The organism is Prevotella sp. HJM029 (assembly GCF_000599605.1).
Taxonomy (GTDB): Bacteria; Bacteroidota; Bacteroidia; order Bacteroidales; family Bacteroidaceae; genus Prevotella.
The window spans coordinates 1-13948 of the sequence record NZ_AZHT01000051.1 but is presented as its reverse complement, the minus strand read 5'-3'; the positions used below and the strand labels follow the sequence as shown (position 1 = coordinate 13948).

The 13948-nt window shown below is 55.6% G+C and carries 17 protein-coding genes and 1 pseudogene; all 18 read right to left on the bottom strand.

The genetic code is table 11. From position 1 onward, the window contains the following. Positions 1–67: 67 nt before the first annotated feature. Positions 68–250: pseudogene (locus X919_RS15925) on the bottom strand (lysozyme); the annotation flags it as partial. Beyond that, positions 247–750, bottom strand: coding sequence for a DUF3872 domain-containing protein (locus X919_RS0104500; RefSeq protein WP_007366500.1), 504 nt, complete (start codon positions 748–750; stop codon positions 247–249). The pseudogene X919_RS15925 and the gene X919_RS0104500, both read right to left, overlap by 4 nt. Before the next feature lie 25 nt (positions 751–775). Continuing rightward, complete coding sequence (locus X919_RS0104495) at positions 776–1645, bottom strand: toprim domain-containing protein (RefSeq protein ID WP_007366501.1); 870 nt, start codon at positions 1643–1645, stop codon at positions 776–778. 8 nt (positions 1646–1653) lie between these two features. Next, the gene (locus X919_RS0104490) at positions 1654–2229 is read right to left on the bottom strand and encodes a conjugal transfer protein TraO (protein WP_007366502.1); all 576 of its coding nucleotides are present in this window, start codon (positions 2227–2229) and stop codon (positions 1654–1656) included. A 2-nt stretch (positions 2230–2231) separates the two neighbouring features. Next, on the bottom strand, positions 2232–3218 hold the full coding sequence (gene traN / locus X919_RS0104485) for a conjugative transposon protein TraN (RefSeq protein WP_007366503.1): 987 nt from the start codon (positions 3216–3218) through the stop codon (positions 2232–2234). Between the two features lie 55 nt (positions 3219–3273). Continuing rightward, positions 3274–4623: a conjugative transposon protein TraM gene (gene traM, locus X919_RS0104480; protein WP_007366504.1), complete on the bottom strand. Its 1350-nt coding sequence runs from the start codon at positions 4621–4623 to the stop codon at positions 3274–3276. Then, on the bottom strand, positions 4604–4912 hold the full coding sequence (locus tag X919_RS0104475; protein ID WP_007366505.1) for a TraL conjugative transposon family protein: 309 nt from the start codon (positions 4910–4912) through the stop codon (positions 4604–4606). Before X919_RS0104475 ends, traM begins: the two co-directional genes overlap by 20 nt. 6 nt (positions 4913–4918) lie before the next feature. Beyond that, positions 4919–5542 (bottom strand): conjugative transposon protein TraK, encoded by a 624-nt coding sequence (gene traK / locus X919_RS0104470; protein ID WP_007366506.1) that lies wholly within the window; start codon positions 5540–5542, stop codon positions 4919–4921. 31 nt (positions 5543–5573) lie between these two features. Next, positions 5574–6578, bottom strand: a complete 1005-nt coding sequence (gene traJ / locus X919_RS0104465) for a conjugative transposon protein TraJ (protein WP_007366507.1) — start codon at positions 6576–6578, stop codon at positions 5574–5576. Positions 6579–6581: 3 nt separating this feature from the next. Beyond that, positions 6582–7211 (bottom strand): DUF4141 domain-containing protein, encoded by a 630-nt coding sequence (locus tag X919_RS0104460; RefSeq protein ID WP_007366508.1) that lies wholly within the window; start codon positions 7209–7211, stop codon positions 6582–6584. Between the two features lie 23 nt (positions 7212–7234). Then, positions 7235–7615: a DUF3876 domain-containing protein gene (locus X919_RS0104455; RefSeq protein WP_007366509.1), complete on the bottom strand. Its 381-nt coding sequence runs from the start codon at positions 7613–7615 to the stop codon at positions 7235–7237. Between the two features lie 49 nt (positions 7616–7664). Further along, positions 7665–10169 carry a TraG family conjugative transposon ATPase gene (locus tag X919_RS0104450; protein ID WP_005850488.1) on the bottom strand — a complete coding sequence of 835 codons (2505 nt, stop codon included), beginning with the start codon at positions 10167–10169 and terminating at the stop codon, positions 7665–7667. Beyond that, positions 10166–10498, bottom strand: a complete 333-nt coding sequence (locus tag X919_RS0104445; RefSeq protein WP_007366512.1) for a DUF4133 domain-containing protein — start codon at positions 10496–10498, stop codon at positions 10166–10168. Before X919_RS0104445 ends, X919_RS0104450 begins: the two co-directional genes overlap by 4 nt. 10 nt (positions 10499–10508) lie before the next feature. Continuing rightward, positions 10509–10820 carry a DUF4134 domain-containing protein gene (locus tag X919_RS0104440; protein ID WP_009016663.1) on the bottom strand — a complete coding sequence of 104 codons (312 nt, stop codon included), beginning with the start codon at positions 10818–10820 and terminating at the stop codon, positions 10509–10511. Positions 10821–11022: 202 nt separating this feature from the next. Continuing rightward, the gene (locus X919_RS0104435; protein WP_007366514.1) at positions 11023–11757 is read right to left on the bottom strand and encodes a hypothetical protein; all 735 of its coding nucleotides are present in this window, start codon (positions 11755–11757) and stop codon (positions 11023–11025) included. 20 nt (positions 11758–11777) lie between these two features. Next, complete coding sequence (locus tag X919_RS0104430; RefSeq protein ID WP_028899187.1) at positions 11778–12125, bottom strand: DUF3408 domain-containing protein; 348 nt, start codon at positions 12123–12125, stop codon at positions 11778–11780. Positions 12126–12127: 2 nt separating this feature from the next. Further along, on the bottom strand, positions 12128–12568 hold the full coding sequence (locus X919_RS0104425) for a DUF3408 domain-containing protein (protein WP_007366516.1): 441 nt from the start codon (positions 12566–12568) through the stop codon (positions 12128–12130). Between the two features lie 2 nt (positions 12569–12570). Beyond that, complete coding sequence (locus tag X919_RS0104420; protein ID WP_007366517.1) at positions 12571–13620, bottom strand: ParA family protein; 1050 nt, start codon at positions 13618–13620, stop codon at positions 12571–12573. Between the last annotated feature and the right edge of the window lie 328 nt (positions 13621–13948).

The window sequence follows — 13948 nt, the reverse complement described above, 5'->3', positions numbered from 1 at the left end:
AAAGATGTTAATCAAATAGTTACAATGAAATTTATGGCAATCTTTGGATAATGTTTGTCTTTAGATAATATGGGTGGTGTTTCTCCGAGTGCCAGCCTTCAAAATACTTCGTACAGCGAACCGCCCGCTCAAAAGGCGGCAGGCGGTAGATTGCCGCCTGCCTGTCCGTCCCCTTCCGACGGCTGTCCCGTGCGGACACGGAGCAGACCGCCAGCAGCGAACAGAGGATAGCCATGAATACACGCATCATCTTGGCAGAGGTTTGTAATTGCCTATGGGGATGACGGTCTGAATGTCGTCCTTCACGTTCCGGTTGTTGAAGTCAAATTCCAATTCGTAGGAATTTTTGAAATTGTCCTCCACCACCACGATGAAGTTGTGCGCCTCGTCGCCCTCAGCCGTATAGTACAGCCGGAACTTCTCGTTTTCGAGCAGGTAGCGGTCATTGGGCAGAAAAGTAATGCCGCCCGCCATTTTCAGCGTGCCTTCCCCTTCGAACTGGAAATACCGGATGGTGTAGAGCGTGTTGGCGTAATCGCCCGTCCTTTTCAGTTCACAGCGGATTTCCACCGTCTGCCCCTTTGTGACCTTGTTCGGTACGGGCATCGTTTCCACCGTGAACGGATAGGATTGCTGGATGTCCATGTCATCGTCACACGATGCGAGCGTGAGCGACACGGCGGCGAACAGGCAGAGTGCCAACGCCTTGAAGATGGATATTCTCTTGTTCTTGTTGTTCAGTATGTTCATTGTCCTTTGATTTTTAAGTTATTGTTCATTTCTTTTTTGCTGTCAGTTGCAGATACTCGTTCAAGTCCTTGCAACCGTCATAGAGTGCGGAACAGTTACAGACACGTCCGCCGTAGTGTCCTTTGAGGGCTTCCAGCGTCCTCCGCCCGGCTTCGTCACGGTCGAGGAAGCAGTCGATGCGCCCGTACCCGTCTAAGTGTTTTACCGCCTTACCCACGTTGGCGACGGAGTTCAGCACAAGGCTGTCGCCTGTTTCCAATCCAAGCGTGGCAGCGGAAAGGAAGTCCATAAATCCTTCAAATAAACTGCACACGCCAGTCGGAGAACTTTCCATTTTGACCAGCGACACATCCTTCGGCGGCACGCAACCCTTGAAATAACGGCTCCGGATTTCATAGCCGCCAACCACGTTCTGGAAACCGATTGCGAAATACCGTTTTCCACGCACGCCGTAGTTCAAGCGGCAGCAGTGACGGGATGCAACGGCATAAGGGATGCCCCGTTCCGCCAGATACTCTGTTAATGGTGAGCGGAGCAGTGGGACGGCTTCCACCCCCTCAAAGGCAGGTTCGGACGGTTCCGGCAGGTACAACGGCTTTTCCGATGCGACAAACGGCATACGGGCGGTTTCCGCTATGAATCTTGCCTGCGCCATGAAGTCACCGCTTCGGGCAAACTCCCCGGCAAGCGTGAAGATGTCACCGCCCTTGCCCAAACCGAAGTCGTACCAGAGCCGTTTCGCCACGTTCACACGGAAAGAGGGCGTGCGCTCACTGCGGTACGGCGCACGATACCAAAGTTCGTTTCCGCTCCTTCGGACAGGCTCATGCCCCAACCGCGCGAGAAAGTCCGCGAGGGATATTTGCCTCATGGTGTCTATATCCGTCCGTTCCATGCCGCGTGTCAGTTGATGACGAACTTGATGCCCACCCCGAATTGGGTATGGAACTTCTTCGTGTCGCCACCCCACAGGCAACGCTCCCGGAGGTTGGCGAGCAGGGCGATACGGTCAGCCACGTAAAACTCTACATCGAGCGTCAGCGCACCGCCGTAGATGAAGGCGTCCCGGTCGTGCAGTGTCGAACCGTCATGCAGCACTTTTTCGCCCCAATTCACCGATTCATACCCGGCGAGAGCCGAAGCCCCCGCATAGACGAACACGATTTTACGGGCATCGGAAAGTATCTTGAAATAGTAGCCGCCTTCCGCCGTGAACTGCGCCACAGGTATGGCGGTGTCCTTGTACGGGTTGTTTTTCAGGAGATACTCACCTCCGAACACCCATTTGTTCCCCTTCTTCGTGTAGGTGGAGAGAGCCGCCCCGAAACTGTACCCGCCGTCGTTGCCGCCGGGTTTGAAGCCGTCCGCCAGATTCGCCCTGACCTCGATGCCCTGCATCTTCGGCAGGCATCGCTGGGCGTGCGCCTGCCCCGTGAACAGGGCAAGCGACGCGATGATTATTGCGATGTACTTTCTCATGGTCAGCGCACTTGAAGTTCGTTGATGGTATTGGCGCGCACCAAGTCCTCGTTCTCGATCACGAAGGACTGGTGACGGCCGCCGTTCTTCTCGTTCAGCTCCACCACGAGGCACTTGCCGTCGGGTATGGTGAACTTCGCCATCGTGAAGACCGTGCGTTCGCTTTTTTTGCCCGGCACGAGCGTGGCGTAGTTCTGCGCGCGGAGCGGCAGGATGATACGCTCCTGCACGGCGGTACGCTTCGCCACCTTCTTGTCCACGATTTTCCATGTGATGTAGTCCACATCGAAAGGCACGTTGCTCTGGTTCTTGATTTCCGTGTGGAAATACAGAAGCCCGTTGTGCGTGTAGATGCCTTTCAGAAGGTACTGGATGCCGAAACGCTTGCAGCCGATATGCTTCACCTCACGTTTGTTCTGCTTGTGGATGGACTTCATGATAAGGCGCACCAGCATCGGACTTTCGCTGCCTAATTCTTTCAGGTAGATTTCCTGCGCGTTGTTCGGACGGTTCACCGCCTCGCCGTCATGGATGAAGTCGCACATCTCCACGTTGAGCAGCAGCGGTTCGGCGGCGTATTTCACGTTGAAGGTGTAGAAACTCCCGTCCTCCGTGATGACGGACATGTTGGTTTCGTTCGGGAAATTCCTCACGGTAGCCTTCACACGGATGACGTTCTCCGCTCCGTCGGCTTTGCCCGCAATCAGGTCGGGCGAGCCTAAATCGACATAGCGCACCTCCGCCGGGAAGATGACATGCACGGTCTTGTCGTAGGTCACTTCCAAGCCGTGCGGGGGAACCATGCGGTCAAAGCCCAGCTTTCTCGTCAGACCGTGATACAGGTCGCCGTCCGCCTCCTTCTGCGGATAGACCTCTTTTGTCAAGGTCAGTTCTTCACTTCCGTTGGTCGTTTCAACGGTTACGTTTTCCTGCGCGTTGGCAGTTGCGATGCCCATAGCGAGGGCAAACATCATGATTACTTTTCTCATTTTACTTTGAATTTAGTGGGTTGTTGTTATTGATTGGATTTCTTATGATTATACATCAGTTCTTCTCCTGATAGAGCATGACCCTGTACCCGGCTTTCAGATGCACTTTGACGGTGCGCATCTTCTTGGCAATGTACTGGCTCGTGCCTTGTATCAGCCCCTTGCCCAAGTCGGAGGCGAGCTGCGCCCCGGCATTGGTGGAGATGTTGATGCTACTGCCGAGCGAACCGCCCATGTTGGCGGCAACCTCCCTGACGGCGTTCATCTCCATCGAGTTGGGGATGAATATGCCGGGCTGCCCGTCCGTGTCATAGACCTCCAACTCCACCGGGATAACCGTACCGTCGTGTTCCAGCGAGGTGATTTCGATGCCGAGCCGTTCACCCTGAATCTTGGCTGCGCCGACCACCACCGCATTACGGGGGATGATCCGGTCTGCTACCGCCATCGGCTCCAACAGCCGCAACCTGACCGCCTGCCCGTCCGTCACGCTCTGCGCCCCATAGACGCATGCCGGTATGGTGTTCCTGTCCGGTACGGTTGTAACGCCCACCGCCGTGTTGAAACTGCGGTTGCGTTCCTGCGAGAAGGAAGCGACAAATTCGGCATTGCTCATGGGCTGTCCGAGCGAGGACACCACCTGATGCGTCACTTGCCTGACGGGTTTTGCCGTGTTCTTTCCGGTTTTCTGCACGGGGGACGGCTCTGCGGTCTGTCCCGCTGCCGCCTGCGTGCCGTTCTGACCGCCCATGTACTTCGCCGCCAGTTCGTAGGATTTTTCCATGAGTGCCACCTGCTCGTCCATCGTGGAGCTTCTCTCTTTTCCGCTTTCCAGTTCGGATTCGAGGGTGGCGATGCGTTCCAGCAGCTCGTCCATCTCCGCATTGTCGTTCTTCGGCTGCTCGTAGAAGTTGCCGAGCGTGGCATTGAGGTCACGGTAGGCGGCTGCCGAGGACTGGATGGTCTTCGGTGCTGGCTTCACCGCCTCTTCCGTTCCGCCGGGATTGGCAAGGTCGAAGTCGCTGTCCCCATCCGCTTCCACCGTTTCGCGGTCGAACAGGTCGCCCAACTGCTGCATGGCGCGGCTGCGGTTCTCCTGCCGTTCCTCCATTGCCCCCTGCTCGTAGGCTTTCGCCTTGTCACCGATAATCCGGCGGTTCTCCTTGTCCGCATCGGGCATCTCGATGTTGTAGCCGCTTGTTCCCGGCTCCTGCTCCTTGCCGGAGGACGGGGCGAATATCAGCCACATAGCCCCGATGAATACCAGCACCATAGCGGGAAGCACTATCATTTTCTGGCGTTTCAGCCGTTGGGCTTCGGTCAGCGGCTTGCGCTCCTTTTTCGGCTTGTCGTTGCCGGGAGCCGCCTTGTTTTCGTTCTTGGGTTCATTCTTCGTCTGTTCCATATAAATAAGGTATTACATTGTGATTGTTATCCGGCTTCACGGACAGTTCCACCTGTCCGGCATGGTCTATCTCCATCCGGCTGCCGTCATTCCTGCCGATGTCATAGACGGCTTTACCGAAGGTGTAGAGGGCAAGTGCGGCGAATGCGATGAGCATCGCCAGCACGATGCGCCTGCGTGTCTTCGGCGGCAAGCCGTCCAGATACCCTTTGAGCCGTTCCACCAGCATTTTCTTTTTGTCGTGGAGTTTCCAGTACGCACTCCACAGTGATTTCTTGATTTTCTTCATGTCCGTTTACCTTTTGATGGTTTGTAAATCTTTGTTCTCGATGATGGTGAATCCCTCGATGGTGAACCCGTTGGGGTTGTCGTCCGAACGGGACGAGTTCAAGAGGCGGCACGTGGTCACGAGGCTGCGCTCTGTGACGTTGCTCTGCCGGATGATTTTCTGCGTGGCGTAGGTCACGGTGCGGTAGGGATAGCCGTTGAAGTCGCACACCACGCTGTCCACCTTCAGCACTTGGTTGATGTTACCGGCGATGATGCGGTTGTAGTACCCCTTCTCGGCGAAGTCCGAATAGTAGTTGTACACGCTCTTGTCTGCCAGCAGCAACGCACGCTTCACGTTGTGTTCTATCGCGCTCTTTTCGGGCGAGAGCGTGAAGAACAGCTCGTGGAAGCGGCGCACATGCTCCCTCGCTTCCGCCGGACGGTTCTGCGAGAGGTCCTGCGAGAGTGCCAGCATCAGCGACTTGCCGTTGTCCAGCACATAGATCTTTTCCCGCTGCCGCTCCGCGAAGCGGTAGGAACTCCACACGCTCCATACCGTTATCACTGCGCACAGCGAGAGGAAGACGATACCGAACAGGCGTATCTGCCTGAACGATGATTCGATGTTTTTGAGTGACTTGAATTCCATTTTACTTTTTCCGTTTATAATTCCACATTGATTATTTCAGCAGTTTCCCGGCACGTCCGACCATGTTGCCTGCGGTAGCACCCGCCACGCTTCCCGCCATGCCTCCGGCGCGTCCCGCCATCTGGTTCACGTTGCGCCCGTAGCCGCCCATGCCCCCGGCTTGGATGATCCAGCCCGCCACCGTCGGAATGGTGAAGTAGCCGATGATGCCGATTATCATGAACACGATATACACCCCGTCGCTGGAATCCAGCGAGAAGTTGGGGTCGGTCTGCATGCGCTCGATGTCGCTCTGGAGCATCAACACCTGAATCTTGGCGAGTATGGTGCTGAATATGTCCGACACGGGCAGCCACAGATAGACCTGAATGTAGCGGCATATCCACTGCGTGAGCGTGCTTTGGAAGCCGTCCCACACCGATATGGCGAAGGCTATCGGACCGAGTATCGCCAGCACCACGAGGAAGAAGGTGCGGATGGTGTCTATCACGAGGGCGGCGGCTTGGAACATCAGTTCCAGTATCTCGCGGAAGAAGTCGCGGATGCCCTTCTTCATCTTGTACATCCCCCGGTCGATATACATCCCCGCCATCGTCACCATGTCGGAGGGCGACCAGCCCAATTCCTCCAGTTGCTTGTCAAACTCCTCGTTGGACACGAGGTAGGCGGTTTCGGGGTTGCGCACCATCGCCTCGTATTCCAGCCTGTCCTTCTGCTCCCGGTACTTGTTCATGTCCAAAGTCTGCGTTTCGAGCAGTTTCGCCGTACCCTGCACGACGGGCGAGAGGACGCTGTTTATCGTGCCAAGCACCACCGTAGGGAAGAACATGATGCACAGACCGACGGCAAAGGGACGGAGCATCGGGAAGACGTCTATCGGTTCGGCTCTCGCCAACGACTGCCATACCCGGTAGGCGACATAGAAGAGCGCGCCCAGCCCGGCGATGCCTTTCGCCACGCCCGCCATGTCGGCGCACAGCGGCATCATCTGCTCGTAGAGCGAGCGGAGAATCTGGTGAAGGTTGTCGAACTCCATAGGCTACCAGTATCTTTCGTTCATGCTCCCGTACAGCCCCATGATGCGGTCAAGGTCGTTTTTCTTCTTCGCACGCAGGTAGCTCACGCTGATATTCTTGTTGGTGTAGTAGCTCACGAGGTTGCGGTAACGCTTCATCTTGGAGTGGCAGCGTTCCACCACGTCCATGCGCTCCTTGTCCGTCATGGAGAGCGTGGTGATGTTCACCACGTTCTTCAACTCCGTAAGCACGTCATTGGATTCCTCCAGCAGCTTCGTGTACCCGAAGGCGATGGCTCCGAGTTCCTCCACCGTGAAGTTGTCGTCGCGCAGCATCTTCTGGAAGCTGGTCACGTAGATGTCCGTGATGTCGCCTACCATCAGTATGGTCTGCTGCACCTTGCGGGCGTCCTTGACCAGATTGTTCACGGATTTGAGGGCGTCGTAATACTTCTTGCCCTGCTCGTAGATTTTCACCGTTTCCTGAAAGTTATTCACCATGTTCGTGGCGGTCTTCGAGGTGTGGATGATGTTCTTCGAGGCATTGATGATGCCCTGCGCCAGATTGCCCGGATCGCTCACGACCCATTGGGCGGAAGCCCTGCCCGCGAGAAGCAGGCACAGGCAGATGACGAATGTTATTCTTGTTCTCATGTTTCTTTGGATTTTAGCGGTTCTTATTTTCCTGCCGGAGTTTCCGGCTGCGGCTTCACACGCACGTAGTCCCCGTTCGGTGAGAAGGTCAGCACGTCGGTGGCTTCGTTATACGCCACGTCGATGCGGAAGCCGGTGTTCATGAACAGGTTGCCGTTCTCCTCCTGCAAGAGGTAGGTTTCCGGTTTCAGCCTGCGGCGGATGCCGCTCCGTTTGAATACCGTCACCTTGTAGGCTTCGCCCTCCTTGTAGATAAGCACGTCGGGCTTGCCCTCCACGCTTTCCCAATTCCCGCACAGCAGGTCGCGGCGGTTCTCCGCCACGTCGCAGGATTGCAGCACCATGACCGCCAATCCGATCAGACACTTGCTGACTTGCAGCATCTTCATTCTTGATATGCTCATACGCTTTTCTTTTTTCGTTGATAAATCTGTTTTACCGATTATTGATTACTTACTGCTTGTTTCTCCGTCTTTCGGCAAGCTGTCGGATGGCGGCTTCGATGTCGCCGCCCAATTGCTCCGCCAGACGGTACACCTCCACCTTTTCCGTTTCCTCGGTGGTGTACGCCAGATACTCTTCCGCGCTCACCTCGGTGGCATAGACCGCCGACTGCGTGCCGCCCAAGCCTATCCACACCTCCTTGTAGAGCCGTGAGGGGTTGTTCGCCATGTTGATGGAGAGTATCTGCGACTTCTCCTTCTCCGTCAGTCCGAGCAACGCCTGAATCTGGTCGAACTTGTTCATGTACTTGCGCTGGTCAAGCAGGATTTTACAGTCCGAGTTGTTGATGATGCTCTCCTTGACGACGGGCGAGGAAATGATGTCGTCCACCTCCTGCGTCACCACGATTGCCTCACCGAAGTATTTGCGCACCGTCTTGTACATATAGCGCAGGTAATCAGCCATGTTCGCCGACGAGAGAGCCTTCCAAGCCTCTTCCACGATAAGCTGCTTTCTCACACCTTTCAGACGCCGCATCTTGTTGATGAAGGCTTCCATGATGATGATGGTCACTACCGGGAACAGTTCGCGGTTGTCCTTGATGGAATCGATCTCGAAGACGATGAACCGTTTGCCCAGCAGGTCGATGTTCTCCGCCGAGTTGAGCAGGAAGTCGTAGCGTCCGCCCCGGTAATACTGCCGCATGGTGGTGAGCATGTTGTCGATGTTGAAGTCCTCCTTCTCCACCTTGATGTCGCGTTCCGCCAGTTCCCTGCGGTAGTCGTCGCGCATGTACTCGTAGAAGGTGTTGAACGAGGGGACGATGCTCCGGTCAGCCCTGATGCGCTCGATGTAGGCACTCACGGCACTGCCCAATTCCCCGCTTTCGGTTTTCGTCACCTTGTCGTCCTCCGACTTCCAGAGCGTCAGCAGCAGCGTCTTTATGCTGTCCTTTTTCTCCACGTCGAACACGTAGTCGTCGGTATAGAACGGGTTGAAGCTGATGGGCTTCTCCTCCGTGTAGGTAAAATACACGCCGTCCGTGCCGCCCGTCTTGCGCCGTATCATCTCGCATAGCCCTTGATAGGAGTTTCCCGTGTCCACCAATACCACATGCGCGCCCTGCTCGTAGTATTGCCGCACGAGGTGGTTCATGAAGAACGACTTGCCACTGCCCGAAGGACCTAATACGAACTTGTTACGGTTCGTGGTGATGCCCCGCTTCATCGGCAGGTCACTGATGTCGAGGTGCAGCGGTTTTCCCGTGAGCCTGTCCACCATCTTGATGCCGAAGGGCGAGAGCGAGCTGCGGTAGTTGGTTTCCTCCGTGAAGAGGCACACCGCCTGTTCGATGAAGGTGTGGAAACTCTCTTCCGCCGGAAAGTCCGCCGCGTTGCCGGGCATAGCCGCCCAATAAAGTGTCGGGCAGTCGATGGTGTTGTGGCGCGGCACGCACTCCATGCTTGCCAGCTGGCTGCCCACGTCGTTCTTTATGTGCTTCAGCTCTTCCGCGTCGTCGCTCCACGCCATGACGTTGAAGTGCGCCCGCACCGAGGTCAGCCCGTAGGAGTGCGCCTCGTTCAGGTAGCGGTCTATCCACTCGCGGTTGATGCTGTTGCTCCGGCTGTATCGGGATAACGACTGCATATTCCTTGCGGACTTCTCGAATTTTTGAAGGTTCTCCTCGCTGTTGTCGATAATCACGTACTGGTTGTAAATGTGGTTGCAGGAGAGCAGCAGCCCCACCGGGGAGGCGAAGGAGAGGCGGCAGTCCGAGCGGTCGGTGGAGAGTTTCTCATACCGTGTGTCGGTAGCCACCGTGCCGGGAAGGTCTTCCGCGTCGGACAGGGTGTGCAGGCACAGGCGATTGTCGCCGATGCGCATCTCCCGTGCCGAGAGGTCTATGTCCTGTAACGTGGCGTCGCCTTCGGGCATGAGCGAGAAGTAACGCTCTATCAGTCCGGCTTTGCCGTCTGTCCCCACGATCTCGTCGGTGGAGAGGCGGCGCAGCCTGACAAAGCCGCTGTCGTTGATGATGCGCTCGAACTGTTCCGCAGCCTCCATGAACTTCGCGGCTGTTTCCTTGTCCAGTTCCTTCGGGATGATATGCCCCCGGCACAGCGTGCTGAAATTGCTCTGCATCCGGTTACGCTCCTTCGTCGTCTTGGTCAGGTAGAGGTAGCACGTGTGCTTCAGGTACGGTCGCTCGTTGAAGTGCCGCTCGAAAGAGCGGCTCAAAAAACTCATGTCGTCCTTGTGAAGTTCCGGCGTGTACTTCTCCTTGATGAACCAGTCCTGCTTGTGGACGACGGAGAAGTCCGGCAGCACCTTGATCGCCTTGCACCAGCAGCCGTGTATAGCCTCGTACTCCGCACCCGTCACGGTATAAAGCTCCGGCAGTTCCACCTCGAAAGCCACCGTGATGTCGGCGTCTTTGGAGATGATGCAACCTTGCTCCACCGCCAATAGCGGGAACTTGTTTTCCAGTGTTGTCATTTTGGATGTATTCCTCATGTCGTTTCTTCCTTTCGTTTCCGTTTGAATAATCGGGTGATCCGCCGCCGGTTGATAAGGTATCGGGGATGGCTCCTTGTTGCCCCTAATTTCATCAGTCCGTGTTCGCCGTACCGGGCGTTCAGCGCGAAGGTCTGCCATACGAGGATGGAAGACGATGCCACGCCGAAGCCGATACATACCCACTGGTCGATGCCGACCATGTAGAGGATGACGAACAGGACGAAGAGAGCCAGCAGACCTCCGCAGAAGATGAAGAGGTACTGAGCCTTCAAACCCTTGAACTCTACCGGACGGCCGATACCCTTGTTTATCGGGTATTCAGCCATACATTGTTTATTAAAGGAAGAATGAGCGCAGGATGGTGGCGGCGACAATCAGGAAGATGCACGCCCCGAACCACGAGGCGGCAGTCTTGGATGTGTCGGGATCGCCGGACGAGAATTTCCCATACACTTTCACGCCCCCGATAAGCCCGACTACCGCGCCGATGGCGTAGATGAGTTTCGTGCCGGGGTCGAAGTACGAACTCACCATAGAGGTGGCTTCGTTGATGCCCGCGATGCCGTTTCCCTGCGCGAAGGCGGAGGCGGTTGCGGCAACCAGAAGTGCCGCAGAGAGGATAAGTTTCTGTCTGTTGTTCTTGTTCATAAACTGTTCTTGTTTTGTGCCGTCCAAAGGGTGGATGGTCCTTTGTCGGGCGGTTGATACTCGATTACTTTACTTTGGTTTAGTGGGTTGCCCGTTTGTTTCTACGGACTTGGGTGTGTCCGTTGCGAATTGGCTGTACCTTGTACCGCCGTGCGCGTGGGTGATGCCGTCTTACGTTTTCATTCTCATTCTTTTTTAGTCGTTATACATAGTTGCGGATGTCGAAGTTCTCAATACTGTCCGGGACGACAAAATCCTTTTTCGGTTTATTCTTCTTCAGCCGGATTTCGATAAGTCCCTTGATGCGGATGCTCATTTCAGACGAGCCGGTCATCAGCTTCTCGTACAGCTCCGTCCCTTCCATGTCGGTGAAGACCTTTGCCGCCCGCTCCCGTTCCGTCGTTGTCGCTTCCGGGTTCTTGGCGGTTCTGACCGCATCGTCTATCTCGTCGAAACTGCTTCCCGATGCCCTCGGCGCGTCGGGCGTTTCTTCCTCCGGCTCGTCCTCCCCGAACTCCAGTTCCGAAGGCGTGAGGCTCGTGAAGGTTTCGTCGAGTTTATCCTCCGGGACTTGTGCGGGACGGGACACGGTTTCCGTGTTTCCGTCGTCAAAAGTAGTCTCTTCCTCCGTCAGCTCAATGCCTTTTTCCGAAGTGGCGGCTTCTTGCGTCGGTATGGCAGCGGTTGTCCGGGGCGATGCCATCCTGAAACGGCTCTTGCCGATGATGTCCGGGGTGTCTGCGGGCGGTGTGTCCCTTACCGTTTCGGGCTTTGCCGCCGTGCCGCCCAACGACCGCCACACTCCGGCTATGCTTCTTAGGAAGCGGACAAGTCTGGTTTCCATGATCCTGTCATAAAGGAGCAGGAACAGGAACCACAGGTTGCAGCCGACCGATACGGTCAGCAGAATATCAGTCATGCTTATTGTTTCACTCATGCACGTTCTCTTTTTGAGGGTTAAAATACTGCGTCGTAATTCTGGGCGTAAAGGCTCTTTATCGCCTCCTCGCACTGGTTGAAGTGGTGCGTAAGCACATGGTCGATGTAGGCGGACAGCGACAATTTGTCATGCCCGATCACACGGGTGATGCGCATGATGCGGTCGTGGTACTCCGGACGCACATACGCCATCTTTCCCTCGCGTGCCTTCACTTCGGCTTCACGGATGAACAGCCGTTCATAGTCCTTTTCACCGCATTTGCCGCCTAACGGCACGGGGGATAGGATTTCCACACTCGCCTGCACTTGGGCAAGCATACCGCCGCCGTCATGCTGCGGACTTCTGTTTTTCTGGTTCTTTTCCATATTCAAATCAAGTCTTCACGTTGTTTCTTGTACAGTTCGTTTATTTTCTCCTTGTGCTGTTCCAGATGTTGGCGCAGCACGGTGTCCACGTAGCCGCCTACCGAGATTTCACGCCCGGCGATGTCGTTCACGATTTTGAGAATCTTGCTGTGGACATCGCGGCTGATATAGACGCACTGGCGCGTCTTTATCTCGTTGCGGCGGAGGAACAGCCCGGAATAGTCGTCCTCCTGCCGTTTGCGGCGGACAGTGTCCCTCTGCGGTTTTTCCTTTGCCGTGTATTGCGCGGGCGGCGGTTCCGTTTCAGGGACGCTTTTTTCTTCGGGAGCAGGCGCGGGCGGCTCCTGCGCGTGGTACAGGGTCCCGTCCTGCCTGCGTCTGCCGATGGAGGCTATCAACAGTTCCTCGTCAATGCCTTCGGTGTTCACTTTCCTGCTGCCCATGATTATTGAGGTCTGATGATACGGCTTATCTCTTCCGAGAACTCACGGATGCCGCTCCCTTTCAGCAGGGACGCATCCATCGGGAAGATGGTCGAGCGGAACACGCTCTTGCGCTCTTCCGAGAGGTCGCGCCGGAACTTCTTGCTGTCGGGCAGGCGGGTGGACAGCACCGGCAGCCCCATCTCGGCGATCACATCCTCATACAGGTCGTAAAGCCCGTTCTTCTCCCTGCCGTCCACCATCGTCCAGAACAGGTACAGCCCTTTTGTTTTCGCCTGTCCCGTCGTCATGAGGTTGTCACGGAACATCACAGCGAATTGCAGGGTGCTTTCCACGACAAAACGGTCGGCACTCATGGGCGCGAAGATGTAGTCCATCTGCGAGAGGGTCTTGACCACGCCGTTGCTTTTCAGGGTTCCCGGCATGTCGAAAAACACGATGTCGGGTTTCACCTCTTCTTCGGCAAGCATCCTTTCGGCATCATCGAGGGCGTTAAGGGCGTCGCTTGCGATGACCGGGTAGGCGTTCTTCCTTATCTTGCGGAAGTGGTCACACGCGAGTGCCTTGAAATAGAGGCTCCCGCCGATAAGTCCCGTTTCACGTTCACGCAACCCGTGTATGCTGTGCTGCGGGGTGTCGCAGTCTATGACTGCGACATTGTGTCCTTTCACGTTGTGGAGGTAGTTGGCGGCAAGTGCCGTGACGGTGGATTTGCCGATACCCCCTTTCTGTGTTGCGAATGCAACGAATGTTTCATTACTCATGGTTCTGTTGGTTTTAATGGTTGATGAATTGTTTTCCTGCTCCGATACGGAATCGGTGACATGTATATCCGCGTCCGCGAATCTCTGACTGTCCGGTTCGTCACGTATCCGCTTCAACGGTGGGGCAGGGATTCGGATAACTGATGAATGACGACATTGCGTCATGAAGTCATTGAATCCGTGAATCACCGCGTCATTGTAAAACCGGGTATCCGAAGGTTCGGGTATCCGGTCAGGCAAATAGCCGCCGAAGCGGTTTGCCGGGTATTTGAAAGCCTCATTTTTCATATCTTCAAATCGTTCGTTTCTTGAATCATGCTGCAAATAAACAAGGATATTTTTGAACCTGTATCACTTCCCCGACAAGTGGCGGCATGTTGCGCCGGTTGGCACTGATTGTCCGGGTCAAGCCTCTGTCCGATACCGCTTTAAGGGCGTAACTTTGCACCCGAACGGCAGGGTTCGCCGCAGGTGGCGCAGCCCGGAGTTTGAAAGGCATTCCCCCAATCCGGCCCCGACGGATTTTTATGTTCGCCTGAACATAGCAAGATGAGACCTCTGCAAAACCCCTTCTACAATTTGTCATTCTTAAATATTCTTTGTACCTTTATCGTAT